Source organism: Halomicrobium katesii DSM 19301 (genome assembly GCF_000379085.1).
GTDB classification, from domain to species: Archaea; Halobacteriota; Halobacteria; order Halobacteriales; family Haloarculaceae; genus Halomicrobium; species Halomicrobium katesii.
In genome coordinates, this window is record NZ_KB905378.1 from 2,803,422 (window position 1) to 2,819,629 (window position 16,208).

At 63.8% G+C, this 16,208-nt stretch carries 14 protein-coding genes and 1 tRNA gene; 12 read left to right on the forward strand and 3 right to left on the reverse strand.

What is annotated here, in order from left to right; genetic code table 11:
• The first annotated feature begins 77 nt into the window (after nucleotides 1-77).
• A complete protein-coding gene (locus HALKA_RS21665; protein ID WP_018258712.1) occupies nucleotides 78-224 on the forward strand; it encodes a hypothetical protein in 147 nt (48 codons plus the stop codon).
• Here HALKA_RS21665 and HALKA_RS0114725 read toward each other — a convergent pair.
• Nucleotides 221-1,330, reverse strand: coding sequence for an actin-like salactin (locus HALKA_RS0114725; protein WP_018258713.1), 1,110 nt, complete (start codon nucleotides 1,328-1,330; stop codon nucleotides 221-223). The two genes, HALKA_RS21665 and HALKA_RS0114725, sit on opposite strands and share 4 nt — an antisense overlap.
• A gap of 190 nt (nucleotides 1,331-1,520) precedes the next feature.
• Entirely contained in the window at nucleotides 1,521-2,009 is a 489-nt protein-coding gene (locus HALKA_RS0114730) for a FlaD/FlaE family flagellar protein (protein ID WP_018258714.1), read from the reverse strand.
• Nucleotides 2,010-2,182: 173 nt separating this feature from the next.
• Between HALKA_RS0114730 and HALKA_RS0114735 the strand changes: the two genes are divergently transcribed.
• The 7 genes from HALKA_RS0114735 (at nucleotide 2,183) to artA (ending at nucleotide 11,270) form a co-directional block, all read left to right on the forward strand.
• A complete protein-coding gene (locus HALKA_RS0114735) occupies nucleotides 2,183-3,094 on the forward strand; it encodes a ParA family protein (protein ID WP_018258715.1) in 912 nt (303 codons plus the stop codon).
• Nucleotides 3,091-4,371 carry a chemotaxis protein CheW gene (locus tag HALKA_RS0114740; protein ID WP_018258716.1) on the forward strand — a complete coding sequence of 427 codons (1,281 nt, stop codon included), beginning with the start codon at nucleotides 3,091-3,093 and terminating at the stop codon, nucleotides 4,369-4,371. The genes HALKA_RS0114735 and HALKA_RS0114740 overlap by 4 nt, the downstream gene beginning before the upstream one ends.
• A gap of 132 nt (nucleotides 4,372-4,503) precedes the next feature.
• Nucleotides 4,504-5,610: an OBG GTPase family GTP-binding protein gene (locus HALKA_RS0114745; protein WP_018258717.1), complete on the forward strand. Its 1,107-nt coding sequence runs from the start codon at nucleotides 4,504-4,506 to the stop codon at nucleotides 5,608-5,610.
• A gap of 3 nt (nucleotides 5,611-5,613) precedes the next feature.
• Complete coding sequence (locus HALKA_RS19615) at nucleotides 5,614-6,048, forward strand: TIGR04206 family protein (RefSeq protein ID WP_018258718.1); 435 nt, start codon at nucleotides 5,614-5,616, stop codon at nucleotides 6,046-6,048.
• A 44-nt stretch (nucleotides 6,049-6,092) separates the two neighbouring features.
• The gene (locus HALKA_RS0114755; protein WP_018258719.1) at nucleotides 6,093-6,845 is read left to right on the forward strand and encodes a VOC family protein; all 753 of its coding nucleotides are present in this window, start codon (nucleotides 6,093-6,095) and stop codon (nucleotides 6,843-6,845) included.
• A gap of 405 nt (nucleotides 6,846-7,250) precedes the next feature.
• Complete coding sequence (locus HALKA_RS0114760) at nucleotides 7,251-10,169, forward strand: DUF7282 domain-containing protein (RefSeq protein ID WP_080505826.1); 2,919 nt, start codon at nucleotides 7,251-7,253, stop codon at nucleotides 10,167-10,169.
• 126 nt (nucleotides 10,170-10,295) lie between these two features.
• The gene (artA, locus tag HALKA_RS0114765) at nucleotides 10,296-11,270 is read left to right on the forward strand and encodes an archaeosortase A (protein ID WP_018258721.1); all 975 of its coding nucleotides are present in this window, start codon (nucleotides 10,296-10,298) and stop codon (nucleotides 11,268-11,270) included.
• Here artA and dph5 read toward each other — a convergent pair.
• On the reverse strand, nucleotides 11,267-12,043 hold the full coding sequence (dph5, locus tag HALKA_RS0114770; RefSeq protein ID WP_018258722.1) for a diphthine synthase: 777 nt from the start codon (nucleotides 12,041-12,043) through the stop codon (nucleotides 11,267-11,269). The two genes, artA and dph5, sit on opposite strands and share 4 nt — an antisense overlap.
• Nucleotides 12,044-12,118: 75 nt before the next feature.
• Here dph5 and HALKA_RS0114775 point away from each other — a divergent pair, with 75 nt between their 5' ends.
• The 4 genes from HALKA_RS0114775 to HALKA_RS0114790 all read left to right on the forward strand — a co-directional run bounded on the left by HALKA_RS0114775 (nucleotide 12,119) and on the right by HALKA_RS0114790 (nucleotide 16,174).
• On the forward strand, nucleotides 12,119-13,120 hold the full coding sequence (locus tag HALKA_RS0114775; RefSeq protein ID WP_018258723.1) for a class I SAM-dependent methyltransferase: 1,002 nt from the start codon (nucleotides 12,119-12,121) through the stop codon (nucleotides 13,118-13,120).
• Nucleotides 13,121-13,195: 75 nt separating this feature from the next.
• Nucleotides 13,196-13,269: transfer RNA gene (locus tag HALKA_RS0114780), tRNA-Thr, on the forward strand.
• A 69-nt stretch (nucleotides 13,270-13,338) separates the two neighbouring features.
• Nucleotides 13,339-13,917 carry a hypothetical protein gene (locus HALKA_RS0114785; protein ID WP_245545402.1) on the forward strand — a complete coding sequence of 193 codons (579 nt, stop codon included), beginning with the start codon at nucleotides 13,339-13,341 and terminating at the stop codon, nucleotides 13,915-13,917.
• Nucleotides 13,918-14,128: 211 nt separating this feature from the next.
• A complete protein-coding gene (locus HALKA_RS0114790) occupies nucleotides 14,129-16,174 on the forward strand; it encodes a minichromosome maintenance protein MCM (protein WP_018258725.1) in 2,046 nt (681 codons plus the stop codon).
• Nucleotides 16,175-16,208: the final 34 nt, after the last annotated feature.

Below are 16,208 nucleotides of genomic sequence, written 5' to 3' on the forward strand. Positions count from 1 at the left end.
AATCAAAAACGTCCCGCTCTCCGAATGACGGCCGTCTGACTGAGCTTTAGGTGCAGTTCTCCCCAACAACGAGTCGAATGTTCGACCGTCGTGACACTGACTGTCAAACGGAGTCGCCGATAGTTCGCATCGATCCGACGGCCTTCGAGACGCTGTCGCTGTCGAGACCGGCGGATTCACCGTCGATCGTCCGGTGGTTCGACACGCTGGCGGGCGGCTCCTAGGCGTTCTCGCCGAGGCGCTCCGCGATCCGCTGGGCACCGATCGTCGGGGCGATGTCGGGCTGATCGGCGGCGATGGCCTCGATCTCGCGGTTCAGCTCCTCGCTGAGTCGGCGCTCGAACTCCTCGACGATCCCCGGGATGCAGGCCATGCCGCCCGTGAGGACGATCGGCCGGTCCAGCGCCAGCTGGTACACCTTCATGTAATCGTTGGCCAGCTCCGGGAGGAACGTGTTGGCGACTTCCTCGACCGCGTCGTCCAGGTACTCGTCGACGGCGTCCATCACCGAGCGTTCGATCGTGAACTCGTGAGAGCCCCCGCCGGGCTGTTGAATGATGTCCGTGAAGGGCTCGAAGTCGACGAAGTCGGCGTGTTCCTCCTTGTACTCGCGGGCCGTCTGGGTGTCGATGTTGACCCGCCCCTGGGTCTCTTCCTCGACGTAGTTCGCGATCATCCGGTCGACCTCGTTGCCGGTCACGGCTCCGGTCGTGAACGGCGCGAGCTGTTCACCGCGCCGGTAGGCCGACGCTTCGAGGTTCGTCGATCCCATGTTGACCGCCAGGAAGATCTCGTCGATGGCTTCCAGATCGTCGCCGAAGGCCGGAATCGCACCACAGAGGGACTCGGGGTAGCTCTCGACGAGACGCTTGCCGATCGAACTGCCCTCGATGACCGAGCTGAGGTTCTCCAGGCCCTGTGGGTTGTCGATCGTCGGAATCGCGTAGACCACGGCGCTGTACTCGGGGAGGTCGTTCTGGTCGATCAACGCCTGGAAGAACGTCTCGGTCAGCTCCGCCCGGTCCTCGTCTTCCGGCAGTCCCGACCGGAGCATGAACTGGACGCGGTCGGGGTACTCCGCGGCCGCCTCCTCGCCGTAGAGGACCTTCTCCTCGCCGGTCAGTGCGTCCTCGTAGGTCGCGAGACAGGTCAGGGTCCTGATGATCTCGTCCTCGGTGCCACGGGCTCCGGGGACGGAGATGACGGTTCGGGTGCTGCCGAGCTTCACGCCGATGGGCACTGCCGCCTCGGCGTCGCCGGCCGGTGATTCCTCGTCGACTGACTCCGACTGGTCGCCCGTCGAGGCGTCGTCTGCCGCGTCGTCACTCATGTGCCAGTGATTTTGCCGCGTCCGATATATATCCCCCGACCGAACTAACAGAGCTGATAATCGAACTGCCAGCAAGCGCGCCGCTCGACCATCGTCCGCGCGACCGGTTCATACGGATTATTGTGGCGATTTACCGGTGATCGTCGCCACGGAGTAGACGATCACCGGTACGCAACTACAATAAACCGTATCAGGCCATCGAGTGGAGCTTCGCGACGTAGACGAGACTCAGCATGTGATCGTCCACGTCGAGGCTGGCACCGTCGTTGGTCCCCGACTCGTCGATGCCACGGAGGTAGTCCGACAGCGACGACTGGACGCCGTCGGTGATCCAGTCGATGTCCTCGTAGTAGTCGAGTGCCTCCTCGGCTCCCTGATACCCCGAGTGCATCAGGAGGAACTCCAGCCACTCGAAGACGACGAACTCGGCCGCGTAGTTCTCGGGCAACGCCGCCAGATACGGCTTCTCCGTGCCGTCCGAGCCGAGGAAGGGCAGCAGCTCGCGGTAGAGACCGGCACGGAACGAATCGCCCGCGGGAGCGTCGCCGCCCTCGTCCATCGCCATTCCCAGCTCGGCCGGATCGAGCGTCTCCTCGTCGCCCATCCCGTTGCCCGGCCGCTGTTGCTTTGCCATCTTCCGTAACTCGTCGAGATCGTAGTCGCGCGGATTGATGGTCATGATACCACCCTGTTTCCCCTGCAACGTGTTAAATCTTGCACACAGTCAGACGACCGTCTGACACGCTGAACGACTCGTTCTCTCGCGCCCCCTCGCTAGCTCCCAGTCCAGTCGTTGATAATCGGGAGCGTATTTTTATATTCGGCTAGCGACGAGACCCTGGTACTTCGACGATGAGTCGCCAATCTGGGTCCACTGTAGCGCGCCTGTGTGTGACGAACGCCAAAGGCGGCACCGGGAAGACGACGGTCGCCGTCAACGTGGCCGGCGCGCTCAACGAACGCGGCCGTGACGTGCTGTTCGTCGACCTCGACCCTCAGGGCAACGCCACGGAGGCACTGGGGCTGGTCGAGAGCTACGACGCCCAGCCACCGACGCTGTTCGACGTGCTGACGAGCGCCGACCAGCGCTCGTCGATCGCGGATCTGATCGTGGACCACGACGAGATGGACGTGGTCCCGAGCAACATCGACATGCTCCAGGTCGAACACGAACTGACTATCGCCGACCTCGTGGCGCGGGTCCAACACGACGACTCGATCGACATCGACCCCGAGACGCTGAGTGACCTCTCGCTGAACGTCACGCCCGACTCCGTCTCGGGCGCGCACGCACTCGACGTACTCGACGAGGCACTCGCCGTGGTCGAAGACGACTACGACTACGTCGTCATCGACTCGCCGCCCTTCTACGGGAAACTCACAGACGCCGGTATCTACGCGTCTCGAAACATCCTCGTCCCGGCGCTGACCGAGGCGTCCTCGGAGCGGGCCATCGAACTCCTGATCGACCAGATGGCCGCTCTGGAGGGCCAGACCGGCATCACCGTCAACACGCTCGGCGTGGTCGCCAACCGGGTCGAGAAGACGAACGAAGACGAGACGATGCTGTCGTGGCTCGGCGAGGTGTTCGAGGAGTTCCCCATCTGGGAGGTCCGCAAGCGCGTCGCGCTCCAGCGGGCCTTCACAGCCGGCAGTTCTATCTTCCAGTACGAGGAATCCGTGGACATGGAATCGGTCTTTCTCGACGTTGCGACGGAACTGGACAGACAGTTCGGCCTGCTGGACGAGGAGGTGCCGGCATGAGCGACGACGACGAGCGCATGGACCGCGCCAAACGGATCCGCCGGATGCGCGAAGGCCAGCGGTCCGGCGACGACGCCGACGACTTCGGGGAGGCAGACGCAGACGACGCGGAGGCCGACGACGTAGCGACGGACGCAGCCGACGAGCCGGAAGCGCCGACCGACGACGAGTCGGAAACAACTGAAGCAGCCGACGAGCCGGAAGCGACTGCAGAGTCGTCTGACGCTGTGTCCGAGGCAGACGCAGACGACACAGAAGCCGACGACGCAGCGACGGACGCAGCCGACGAACCGGCAGCGCCGACCAACGACCCGGCAGCGACGGACGAGGCGTCACCGCCGGAGACGGAAGCCGACGACGCGGTGACGGAGCCGGAGGCCGACACGGCCGCCGAGACGGACGAACCGAGCGAACGAACGCACGCGACCCCACAGAACGAGGCGGCCCAGCAGCCGGCACGGGCGGACGGAGCCTCCCAGGGGACGGACGACACACAGACGAGCGACGACAGTATGAACGAGGGCACTTCGGCGAGCGACCCGGAGGAATCGAACACGACCGACGAGGGGTCACCCGACCCCGAGGCAATCGCACAGCGGGCCGCACAGGCGGCGGCCAGTGTCTCGGGCGGCGGGACTGAGACCCAGTCGCCCCAGGCTGGCGGGGGCGAACCGACGCCGGCAGAGACTGCCGCTGCGGTCCAGGAGGCCAGCGGCGTCGAACTCCCCGACCAGGAACAGATCGACGCCGCGCTGGCGGCGTCCGACGAGTCGACCGCGGACGCCGCGAGCACGGACACCGCACCGTCGGCGGTCGAGTCGGAGAACACGACGACCGAGGAGTCGACGCGCGTCCTGGAGTTTGCGCTCGGCGACGAGCACTACTGCATCGACATCTCGCTGGTCGAGGAGATCGTCAAACGCGACACGATCACGCGCGTGCCAAACACCGACGAGTACATCGAGGGCGTGGTCGACCTGCGGGGCCAGATCACGACGATCCTCGATCCGAAGGCGCTGCTCGACATCGACGCCGAGGGCCAGGAGTCCCTGATGATCGTCTTCGACCCCGAAGCGTTCGACGACCAGGGCGCGATCGGCTGGATCGTCGACGAGGTCAGGCAGGTCGCTCCCGTCGTGGAGTCCGAGATCAACGAGCCCCCGGTCAACGAAGAGTACATTCGGGGCGTCGTCGACCGCGACGACGGGTTCGTCATCTGGACGAAACCCGAAGTGGCGATCAAGCTCGCGACCGCCGAGGAGACCGACGACGGGTAGCCCCGGTCCTCTGTCTCGTCGGTACACTACTACCGGCCGGAACGCTGCGTCTCGCTTCTCGACCGTGGGTGGGGACACTGCGCGAGAGTATGAGGAAAGCCTTATTCGGAACCGAGGGCGGATATACTGTTGATGGGGCTCGAAGAGGAGATCCGCGAGATCGAAGAGGAAATCGCCAGCACGCCCTACAACAAGTCCACAGAGGCTCATATCGGCCGGCTCAAGTCCAAGCTCGCGGAGAAAAAGGAGAAGCTCGAACAGCAAGACTCCTCGGGCGGTGGCGGCGGCTACGCCGTCGAGAAACACGGCGACGCCACCGTCGCGCTCGTTGGCTTCCCGAGCGTCGGGAAGTCGACGCTGTTGAACGCCCTCACGAACGCCGAGAGCGAAACGGGTTCCTACGAGTTTACGACGCTCGACGTGAACCCCGGCATGCTCCAGTACCGCGGGGCCAACATTCAGATGCTGGACGTGCCCGGACTGATCGAGGGTGCGGCCGCCGGCAAGGGCGACGGCCAGGCCGTGCTGTCGGTCGTCCGGACCGCGGACCTGATCGTGTTCGTCCTGTCGGTGTTCGAGATCGACCAGTACCAGCGTCTCAGCGACGAACTGTACAAGAACAAGGTCCGCGTCGACCGATCGCTGCCGCGGGTCTCGATCCGGCGCAAGGCCAAGGACGGGCTCTCGATCAACGCCAGCGTCGACCTCGATCTCGACGAGGAGACGATCAAGGGCGTCCTCCGCGAGCACGGCCACGTGAACGCGAACGTCACGATCGGCGAGCAGGTCGACATCGACCGGCTCATCGACGGCGTGATGGACAACCGCGTCTACGTCCCCTCCGCCGTCGTCGTCAACAAGGCGGACCTCATCGAACCCGACTACAAGGAGACCGTCGACGCGCAACTGCGCGAGTACGACGTCGACCCCGACGACGCCGTGTTCATCAGCGCCGTCGAAGAGCGCGGCCTCGATGCGCTCCGCGAGCGGATCTGGGAGGAACTCGGACTCATCCGGATCTACATGGACAAGCCCGGTCGGGGCATCGACAGGGACGAGCCGCTGATCCTCCGGCGGGGCCAGACCGTCGAAGACGCCTGCGAGAAGCTCGGCGGCGACTTCGAGGAGCGCTTCCGCTTCGCTCGCGTGAGCGGCCCGAGCGCCATGCACGAGGAACAACAGGTCGGCCAGGACCACGAACTCGAAGACGAGGACGTGCTGCGGATTCTCACGGAGTGACGGATGGACCGACGCCTCGGCGCGATCTGTCTGCTGGCAGCCCTCCCGTGGTCCGTGGCCGTGGCCGGGACCGTCACGTTCGTGTTCCCCTTCGCGCTGGTCGACCCCAACACCGGCGCGATCACCACCATCGACGCCTACTACCTCCGCCAGACGACAGTGCTCCCGCCCTTCTTGCAGGCGTGGGGGATCGGTGTCGTGCTCTATCTCGGTGCCGTCGCCAGCGCCCTCGCCGGGCGTGTGCTGGGCCGCGAGGACCGCCGCGTGACCGACGGACTGCTCTTGCTCGCCGGACTGACCCAGCTGTCGCTCGCACACGGCTTCGCTCGCCAGCCCGGCCGCTTCGCGATCCCGCTGGGGACGGTGTTCTGTGTCGCCGTCGTCTGGTGGTTCGACTGGTCGACGGTCCGCGCCGGTGTCGGGCTGTCATCGGAGTGACTGCTGGCACTAGGCTTTTCGGCTCGCACCCTCTTCGTTCGCACATGGGACTGACCCTCGACCACACGATGATTCGCGTCGAAGATCTCGACGAATCGCTCGACTGGTACACCACACACCTCGGCTACGAGGAGAAGGGTCGCTGGGAGGCCGAGACGTTCACCAACGTCTTCCTCGGTCCCGAGGACGTACACGAGGACGGTGCCCTGCTGGAACTCACGTACAACCACGACGGGCGCACGTACGAGCTGGGCGACGCGTGGGGTCACATCGCGGTCCGCGTCGCGGACGTGACCGAGGCCTACCACGAGCTGATGGACGAGGGCGTCGAAGACTACCGCCCGCCCGAAGAAAACCCCGGCTACGCCTTCGTGAAAGACCCCGACGGCCACGAGATCGAGATCGTCGAACGCGACCACGGGGCGCGCTACAGCCTCGATCACACGATGGTCCGCGTCGAGGACGCCGACGCCGCGATCGGCTGGTACGCCCGCAAGCTGGGCTTCGAGCCCGCCGGGCGCTGGGAGGCCGACAGCTTCGCGAACTACTTCCTGGCCGACCCCGACGCCGCCCAGGAGGCGATGACCGTCGAACTCACGTACAACTACGACGGGCGCACGTACGAGCTGGGCGACGCGTGGGGCCACATCGCCGCCCGCGCCGACGACCTCGAAGACGCGTGGGCGTCGCTGATGGTTCGCGAAGCCGAGGAGTACCGCGACCCCGAGTCCTGTGACTACAACTACGCCTTCACGAAGGACGCCGACGGCCACGAAGTCGAGATCGTCACGTCGTAGCCGGCGACGCGAACGGGCCACTCTCTGCTGGTGCTTCTTCTCGATCGTCGCCGCTGGACGACTGTGCCGTCCGAGCGATAGCGATCAGGCACACGCTCGCGAGCGCACACGTGGTCCTACATCGGCGTCTCGGACACCTCCCCGCTGGCCGAGAGGGACCGACTAACTGACGCCGTCGCCAGTACAGCAATTCCGCCGATATCGGCCGCGACAGGCCGTGTGTATGTGTGTCACCCTCGCATAACTGACCACAAAGCATTTATAACACCCGACTAACGTTTTGACTGTACCCCTACCCATGGTGTCAGTAACGAGTATCCCGGTTCGGTCTGTACGCGGTTCGCGACAAGAGCCGCGTCCGACAGGGAGAAAGCTGCTGGCTCCGACTGCAACAGACAACAAACTATGACAGGAACTAACGATAAGGTTCGCAGCCTGTTCCTCTCTGCGCTGATGGTCATGTCCGTCGTCGCGATGGGCACAGCTTTCACTGCAGGAGCAGTTGCGGACACTAGCGGAAATGCCACCACTGAAAACGTGGATCTGTCCAACACAGATCTCGATATCACTGGGGCAGACGAACAGACTCAGACAATTAGCTTTGACGCATATCTCGAAGACGGTGACGACACCGAAACGGTCACCATCGATACAAGTGGTGCCGAGGACGCCGACCTCACGCTCAACGATGCGGAAGTCGTGACCGGCACCGGCATCGCGACCGTCTCCGAGGAAGACGATGACGAAGTCGTCGTTGACCTCGACAGTTCCGGATCCGTTTCCGGAACAACTGTCGAGGTCGAACTCGACTGGGATGTTACCGATGCTTCGAGCAGGGCTCGTGTGACGCACGAACTCGAGGCAACCGGTGACCAGGACGGCCCGTACACGGCTGACCTGCCATACCGAGTCCTCGGCGAGTCGTCTGTCACCATCGACACTACTAACGGTGTCGTCGGTGGGGACTCCTTCTTCCGCGGAGAGAACGTCCGGTTCGAAACTGGTGGTACGAACGTAGAAATCATCATCTACGACCGCGACACGGACGAAACCGACAATCGAGCTGGGGGAGTCGAAACTCTCAACAGTGGCGACCTGTCCTCCGACATCGTGTGGGACTCCGGCAGTTCTGAACTGAACACTGGCGAGTCCTACGTTGTTGCTATCGGCGGTTCCAACGTTCAGGATCCCCTCCGTGTCAGAAGTCTCGGCCTTGGTGCCGAGGCGGACAGTGAGTCGATCACCACCGAGGACGAAATCGCGGCCAGCGTTAACTCGTCCGCACCTGGTGACACTATCGACTACCGACTCCTCGACGATGACGGCGATGTCGTTACGGACGACGACGACACCGACATCGAGGACTCGACGACTCTCGACGGTACCGGAGACGCTGACATCGAGCTCCCGGCCGCCACGGATTCCGACTACGGCACGGGTAACTACTCGATCGAAGTCGAACACGGTCCTACCGGTATCACTACCGAGACCGACTCCATCGAGATCACGGAAGCCGGTGACGGCGACGTCTCCTTCGCTGGAAACGGCGTCTTCACCGACGAAGCCGGTGACATCGCGAACGTCACGGTCGAGATGACCAACACCGACGAAGCGACGGTCACCATCGGTACCGAAGAACAGGGTTACTACATCGTCTACCAGGTCACCGACGAGAGTGGTGACGGTCAGGTTTCCCTCGAATTCAACAGCTACACCGCAGGCCGCGCATCTCAGGAGAACGTCGTCGACGTCGCGAACGGTGACGACGAGATCGACTTCATCACCCAGGATGGCGACTTCACCGACACCGGCGAGGATGTCGGCACCGACACCCTCGACCCGACGGAATACGAGATGAATGCCACCGTCGGCCACGTCGAGATGGGCACTGACGCCTACGCCGACTCCGACGCACTCGGCACGCTCTCGCTGCAGCCGCGCTCGACCGACGGCATGCAGTCGTGGGTCACGCCGAAGGGCACTGACCTCGACGACCTCAGCGACGATGTGGGTAACATCTACGACGAGATCGGTTCGTCGATCACCGAGTCCGGTGAGGTTGCCTACGACGACGAGGACGATGACGGCGACACTATCCTCCTCCAGCTCGAGGCTGGTGGTCTCGAAGGTGCTGTGGACAACGCAGGTGGTCTCGAGACCTTCATCGGGAACAACGAGGGCAACGCTGACGACGAAGCGATCGACCTCACGATCGAGCAGACCAACGAGGATGCCAACCGCAGCCCGAAGGAGCTCGACCTCGTGAACGACGACGCGATCTCGGTCATCGAAGACCCCGAGAACAACTCGTACTTCGTCGCAGTCGAAACGTCGAACCTCGAACAGCCCGCCCGCGACCTCGCGGAGGGTGACAACTTCGAGGCGACGTTCACCATCGAACAGGATAACGTCCTCAACTCGCTCGACGATGACGAGTCCGAAGAGGTCTCCAGCGAGTTCACGCTCGTCGAACCGAGCACCGAACTCGTCACGAACACTGAAGACGACCTCATCCTGATCGAGTCTGCGTCTAGTCAGACCGTCTCCGGTCAGACTAACTACGCGCCTGGCACCGACCTGACGGTTCGGGTCCAGTCCAGCGACAACGCGAGTCCGTTCCAGACTCGACCCGAGGCAACCGTCCAGACGGACGGTACCTTCACGACGGACGGCGCTGACTTCAGCGACGTCTCGCCCGGGACCAACCTGACGCTGCAGACGCGTCGCGGTGGCTCCCCGGTCGGTGACGAGTACGACGGTCGCATCGGCGAAGTCCCGACTGCCTCCGTCAGCATCAGCAACCAGACCACCGACGGCTCCACCGTGACGGTCGACTCGGTTACGACCGAGAACGGTGGCTTCGTCGCGATCCACCTCAACAACGCCAGCGGTGAGGTCATCGGCAACTCCGAGTACCTCGACTCTGGCACCCAGCAGGACGTCGAGATCAGCCTCGACTCCGCTCTGGACGAGAACGCGACGGTCGTCGCGATGCCCCACCAGGACACCAACGACAACGAAGAGTACAACTTCGGCGATGGTGACGGTGCGGACGGTCCGTACACCGAGAACGGCTCGGCAGTGACCGACAGCGCGACGGTCACGATCCAGACCACCGAGGACACGGACACGCCGACGGACACGCCGGAAGACACGCCGACCGACACGGCGACGCCTGACGAAGGCGAAGACACGCCGGAAGACACGTCGACTGACGACGGCGGTGACGAGACCACCACCGGCGACGGTGCTGGCTTCGGCGCAGTCGTCGCACTCGTCGGCCTCCTCGCTGCTGCGCTGCTCGCAACGCGGCGCAACAACTGAGGACACTAACTAACCGGACTTCGTCCGGTCCCTGATTCGCGATTTTTCTTCGGCCGCCAGCCCGTGAGTGCCGACAGCGGGCACAACGGCAAAGCATATACCCGCGATTGCGTAACGTAGCAATATATGGTCGGTGCCGCCCCGCTTACGTCGGCCGTTGGCGATCCGCTCGCCGTTGCACGACCGCTCTCGTGGCTGCTCGTGATCAGCTTTCTCGCGACGGGCGTCCTCGCTGCCCACACGGACGCACGCGAGCGAGCACGTCAGCTCGGCGCTCTCACGTGGGGCGTCTTCGGGCTCTTCTGGCTCGTCCTGGTACCCCACTTCGTCCTCGTCCAGAAGAGCATCGTCGAGGGGATCGGCAGTATCGCTGCCGTCCCCCTGTCGCTGTACGTCGGCTATCTCCTCTGGAACGGTCGCGACTCGCTGTTCACTCTCTCGAAGGCGATCGGGTACATGGGGCTGCTCTATCTGCCCTTCACCTACCTCCCGCTGCTGGAGTCGAACCCGCTTCGCAAGTGGATGATCGAGGTCGTCGCCGCACAGACGGGGACGCTCCTCTCGCTGATCGGCGTCGAGCCCGAACTCGTGAGAGGGACCAGCGTCCTGAGCGAGGTCCCGTCCGCGGACTACGGCTATCTGAGCACGTTCTACTTCCCGGGCAACGAGCGGCCGATCACGTACACGATCATCGTCGCTTGTACGGGCGTGGGGAGCATCTCTATCCTCGCTGGTGCGATCCTCGCGGTCGAGGCCCCGCTGAGCCGGAAGGCCCGTGCGCTGGCGCTCTCAGTGCCGGTGATCTACGGTCTGAATCTGGTCCGGAACGTGTTCATCGCGACGATGTTCGGCCAGCAGCGAATGCAGTGGTTCGTCGGTCCGATCACCGGCCTGTTTGGAACGGCCGACGAGCAGATGGTGTCGTACTACATCGCCGACCGCCTGCTCGCGCAGTTCGGTTCGGTGATCGCGCTCGTGGGCATCACGTGGCTGGTGGTGAAGGTGCTGCCGGAGATCCTCTCGCTCGTCGACGACGTGGCGTATCTCGTGACCGGGACGGAGTACGACCTTCGAGAGGAACTGACGGCCGAGCGTGACTAGCCGGCAAGCGGCGCGTCGGCGAGCGTCGTGAGGGCGTCCCGTTCCATCTCGTGGAGGTCGGCGGGGACGACCAGGAGGTGCAGCGGGCCGCCGTAGTCCCCGTCGGCGAGCGCGTCGAGACTGTCTGCTTCGACGACTGGGTTCGCGCTGCCCGCCCGTGCGACGACGACGCCGAGCGCGTCGAGGTGGTCCGCGAGCAGCCCGGCGGCGTGATCCGCGGTCATGAACTCCTGTTCGCCCTCCCAGTGGGGGTCGTCGACTTTGATGTCCAGGTAGATCAGCGTGTGAAGGCCTCGCTCTCGGTTGGCCGTGATCGTCTCGACGACGCTGTCGGGGACGCCGTCACTACCGTGGGCGTCTCCGAAGGGGAGCGTCGTCGCCTTCCCGAAGCGGTAGTTCTGGAGCCCGGTCAGTGAACTCGCGGCCGTCTGTGCGGTCGTTCCGTGGATCACCCGCGTGTGGATGCCACGCTCCTCGGCCCGCAGGCGGAGGTCGACGTGTGTCGTCGAGACCATCGTATCGCCTGCCGTCACGAAGGCGACGTCACCGTCTTCGGCGGCAGCGAGGAGTTCGTCGGGGGTCTGCTCGACGGCCGCGCGATCGAGCACTTCGATGTCGATGTCGTGGTAGTACTCCAGTTTCTGGATCGTCGTGCCGATCAGTTTGCTCGTGTAGAACTCAGCGTAGATATCGGTCGCAGTCTGGAGGGCCTCCTTGCCCTCGACCGTGATCGAGCGCTCGTCGTAGAGTCCGAGACCGACGAATGTGAGCATACGCTGTGTCGACGACGCCGGCCAATAAAGGGCGCGAAGCGTCAGGCTTACCGCCCACGGGTGGCCAGTGGCGGTATGGGCGTTCCCTGCGTGCGTGTCGACCGCGAAGCCGGCGAGGAGAGCCGACAGCGCCTCGCGGACGCCGATCTGGTCGCAGAGGGCTACGACATCGTGGTCGACGAGGCGACGATCTACATCCCGGTCACGGACCCGACGGCGGTCCCGGACGATCTCGACGTGGTCGAGTACGACGCGCCGGTCCGCGAGTCCCAGACGATGCCGGCCGACCGGCTCGACTTCGAGCCCAGCTACGAGCGGATCGGCGAGGTGATCGTCGTCGACGAGGACGACCCGGAGCGTGCGCGAGTGATCGCCGACGCGATCGTCGCGTCCGATCTCCCGGTCCGGACCGTCCTCAACCGCGCCTCGAAGGTCAAAGGAGAGACTCGCGTCCGCGACTGGGACGTACTGGCCCAGCCCGACGACGAACCGGACCGGCCGGCCACCGAGGTGGTCCACCGCGAGTACGGCTGTGAGTTCCTGGTAGACCTCGACGCGGTGTATTTCTCCCCTCGTCTGGCGACCGAGCGCCACCGCGTCGTCGAGCAGGTGGACGCGGACGAGCGCGCGCTCGACATGTTCGCTGGCGTCGGTCCGTTCGTGGTGCCCCTCGCACAGCGCGGTGCGACGGCCGTCGGCGTCGACGTCAACCCGACCGCGATCGAGTACCTCCGCGAGAACGCCCGACGGAACGGCGTCGCCGACCGCGTGACGGCTATCGAAGGCGACGTACGCGCGGTGGCTCCCGACTACGAGGACTGGGCCGATCGGCTCGTCATGAACCTCCCGCACAGCGCCGACGAGTTCCTCGACGCCGCCGAGACGATCGCTGCCAACGACTGCGTGCTCCACTACTACGACATCCAGCACGAAGACGATCCGTACGGACCCGGCGAGCGGGCGATCCGGGCCGCCTTCGAACCCGACTACGACGTGACCGTCGAGACCCGCCACACGGTCCGCTCGTATGCTCCCCACGAGCACAACGTCGTGCTGGACGTTCGCGTCTCTCGGTGACTGTGACTCGGTGTCCCATAATCGCCCGACTTCGGAACCCTTATGATCGTCTTGGGCATCGTACCGTATGCCCGCGCCGGTGTAGCTCAGACTGGCAGAGCGAATCCTTCGTAAGGATTAGGCCGAGGGTTCAAATCCCTCCACCGGCTTCCCCTTCTCGGTTTACATGCCGGAATGACTATCCCCCGTAGCCGGGGGTCTCTCGCGGGGTGGTCGGCGTGAGTGATCCCGATCCCCCAGACCGTGGCGACGGAGCTGATTCTCCCGACGCGAACCCTGGGGACCAGAGCCTCGAAACCACCGTGCAGGAGCTGTCTGCACGGATGGATGCGCTCTCGAAGCAGGTCTCGGGACTCCGCGAGGAACTGCATGATGAGCGAGAGCAACGCGCGGAGCTAGAGGACGAGCTGGAAGCGCGCGACGAACGGATCCACGAACTCGAAGCGGAAGTCGCGCGCCTCGATGCGCGCACCGACATCCTGGAAGTCGTCGAGAACGCCGACAAGATGTCCGGCAAGCAGCGCGCGGTCACGCTGGTCCAGCACCTTCACCGCGCGGCGAAAGCGCGTGAGCGGCGCGACGAGCCGCCTGCAGCGACTGTCGACCGAGACGAAGCGGAGGAAGCCCTGCACTTCCCGGACATCGACCGGACGACGATCTACCGAGACATGGAACGCGCCGCCCGTCTGATCGACGGGAAGGCACTCAGGTACGAGAACGGAGAGCTTCGCCTCGATCTCGACGCCGGAGCGCTCCCCCGCAAGTACACGGCTGACGAGGAGGGAGAGAATCTGTGAAGTCCTCACAACAGCCTCGATGGGGGAAGCCCCCGCCGAGATGGTCCGGTTTCAGCGAAACCGTCTAAACCCTTAGAATTTGCAGGGTAGGACGGATCTGTAAACAACTGTCGGATAGCCGTTAGTACGCTCGCAATCCGCTCGCACCGCTCGCTCATCACACCAACCAACAGCCTGCGCGGCTGTTGTGAAGACTTCACAGAAACACACGATGCCCGAAAACCACGAACTCATCGACGACCTGATAGCATTCTTCCGGGACTACTACTCGGAGGAGATCGGACAGCTCGCTCAACACTACCCACGCGAACAGAAGTCCCTCTACGTCGACTACGACGACCTGTACCGGTTCGACTCCGACATCGCCGACGACGTTCGGGACCATCCCCAGCAGCTACAGGAGTACCTGGAGGAAGCGCTCGCACTGTACGATCTTCCGGTCGCCGTCGATCTCGACGGCGCGCACGTCCGACTGTACAACCTCCCCGAGACGGATGTCTTCGACGTGTCCGAAGTCTCTCGATACGAGAACATCGGCCAGTTGCTGGATATCCGCGGGCAGGTACAGAAGGTGTCAGACGTGAAGCCCCGACTCACCGAAGCGACGTGGGAGTGCCAACGCTGTGGCAGTCAAACGACGATCCCGCAGGCTGGCGACACGCTACAGGAACCCCACGAGTGCCAGGGGTGTGAGCGGCAAGGACCGTTCACACTCAACGCCGGGGCGAGCAGCTGGATCGACCACCAGTACGCTCGACTTCAGCAGCCACCTGAACGGACGCGGGGCGGCGATGGACAGAGCGTCGACGTTCACCTGGAAGACGACCTGATCGAAGGCTTCGACGCGGGCGACAGGGTGGTCCTGACCGGTGTACTGGACATTGAGGAACCGGACACCGAGCAGGGTCTCGATTTCGATACGAACCTCGACGCGCGGGCAGTGGTGAAAGAGGAGAGCGACTACGACGATGTCGACGTAGACGAGCACCGCGACGAGATCGAAGCTATCGCGAGCGGCGAGCGCAGTGATCCGTACCAGCTCCTGATCGACTCGATCAACCCGAAACACCGGGGGGACGAACACGTCAAGCTCGCCGTCGCACTGCAGCTCTTCGGCGGCTGGGCACACGAGTATCCCGACGGAAGCCGCGACCGCGGCGATTGGCACATGCTCCTCCTCGGAGATCCCGGCTGTGGCAAGTCCACTTTCCTCCGCTACGTCGACCAGATCGCGCCGCGATCGACCTACGCCTCGGGAAAGGGTGCGACGGCGGCAGGTATGACTGCCGCAGCGGTCGCTGACGACTTCGGAGACACCGAGTGGGGACTGGAAGCCGGTGCGCTGGTACTTGCCGATGGCGGGATCGCCTGCGTCGACGAGATAGACAAGATGCAGTCCGACGCGGTGTCCTCGATGCACGATGCCCTGGAGAGCCAGCAGGTCCACGTCAACAAAGCCGGGATCAACGCCACGCTGAACGCTCGCACGTCGCTACTGGCGGCGGGGAATCCGAAGAACGGCCGCTTCGAGCGCTACCGACCGAAGGGCGAGCAGATCGACATGGGACCGACGCTGCTCTCGCGGTTCGACCTGATGTTCATGGTGTCCGACCAGCCTGATCGGGAAGACGACGCGGAAGTCGTCGAGCACATGGTCCAGAGTCGGCAGGCAGCGGGTCGGCACACTCGCGGGGAAGAGCTTAGTGAGGAGGAACAGAAGCGGGTCGAACCAGCGATCGATCGGTCGGTGATGCGGGCCTACGTTGCACACGCCAAGCAGACCTGCCGTCCGATCATCGAGGACGACGAAGTTGCGGAGCGGCTCAAGCAGTTCTTCGTCGAGTTCCGGGCGAGTGCTGGAGAGCAAGACGACGACTCACCGATTCCGCTGACGTTCCGGAAGGTCGAGGCGATCCAGCGGCTAGCCGAGTCGAGTGCGCGGGTTCGGATTTCGGACACTGTGGAGATCGAAGACGTGGAGCGAGCGATCAAGCTGGTAACGAAGTCGATGAAGCAGGTCGGATATGATCCAGAGGAGGGTGAGTTCGATGCGGACATCATTGAGACAGGGCAGTCTAAGAACCAAGCAAAACGCCGAGAGAGGATTCTCTCTCTCATCGAAAGTTCTAGCGGAATTACTGCTGAGGAATTAGCTGAGACAGCGAATTTAGATACAGATACATTAGAACACGACATCATAAAAATGAGAGACGAGGGCAGAATATACGAGATGAATGGCATAATTAGAATCGCATAAGGAAGAGTACTATAGTATATATCTGAGTTTCAAA

Bases quoted from the DNA above. Each gene is read 5' to 3' on its own strand.
- HALKA_RS21665 (WP_018258712.1), top strand. From the start codon at position 78: ATGTTCGACCGTCGTGACACTGACTGTCAAACGGAGTCGCCGATAGTT.
- HALKA_RS0114725 (WP_018258713.1), bottom strand. From the start codon at position 1,330: ATGAGTGACGACGCGGCAGACGACGCCTCGACGGGCGACCAGTCGGAG.
- HALKA_RS0114730 (WP_018258714.1), bottom strand. From the start codon at position 2,009: ATGACCATCAATCCGCGCGACTACGATCTCGACGAGTTACGGAAGATG.
- HALKA_RS0114735 (WP_018258715.1), top strand. From the start codon at position 2,183: ATGAGTCGCCAATCTGGGTCCACTGTAGCGCGCCTGTGTGTGACGAAC.
- HALKA_RS0114740 (WP_018258716.1), top strand. From the start codon at position 3,091: ATGAGCGACGACGACGAGCGCATGGACCGCGCCAAACGGATCCGCCGG.
- HALKA_RS0114745 (WP_018258717.1), top strand. From the start codon at position 4,504: ATGGGGCTCGAAGAGGAGATCCGCGAGATCGAAGAGGAAATCGCCAGC.
- HALKA_RS19615 (WP_018258718.1), top strand. From the start codon at position 5,614: ATGGACCGACGCCTCGGCGCGATCTGTCTGCTGGCAGCCCTCCCGTGG.
- HALKA_RS0114755 (WP_018258719.1), top strand. From the start codon at position 6,093: ATGGGACTGACCCTCGACCACACGATGATTCGCGTCGAAGATCTCGAC.
- HALKA_RS0114760 (WP_080505826.1), top strand. From the start codon at position 7,251: ATGACAGGAACTAACGATAAGGTTCGCAGCCTGTTCCTCTCTGCGCTG.
- artA (WP_018258721.1), top strand. From the start codon at position 10,296: ATGGTCGGTGCCGCCCCGCTTACGTCGGCCGTTGGCGATCCGCTCGCC.
- dph5 (WP_018258722.1), bottom strand. From the start codon at position 12,043: ATGCTCACATTCGTCGGTCTCGGACTCTACGACGAGCGCTCGATCACG.
- HALKA_RS0114775 (WP_018258723.1), top strand. From the start codon at position 12,119: ATGGGCGTTCCCTGCGTGCGTGTCGACCGCGAAGCCGGCGAGGAGAGC.
- HALKA_RS0114790 (WP_018258725.1), top strand. From the start codon at position 14,129: ATGCCCGAAAACCACGAACTCATCGACGACCTGATAGCATTCTTCCGG.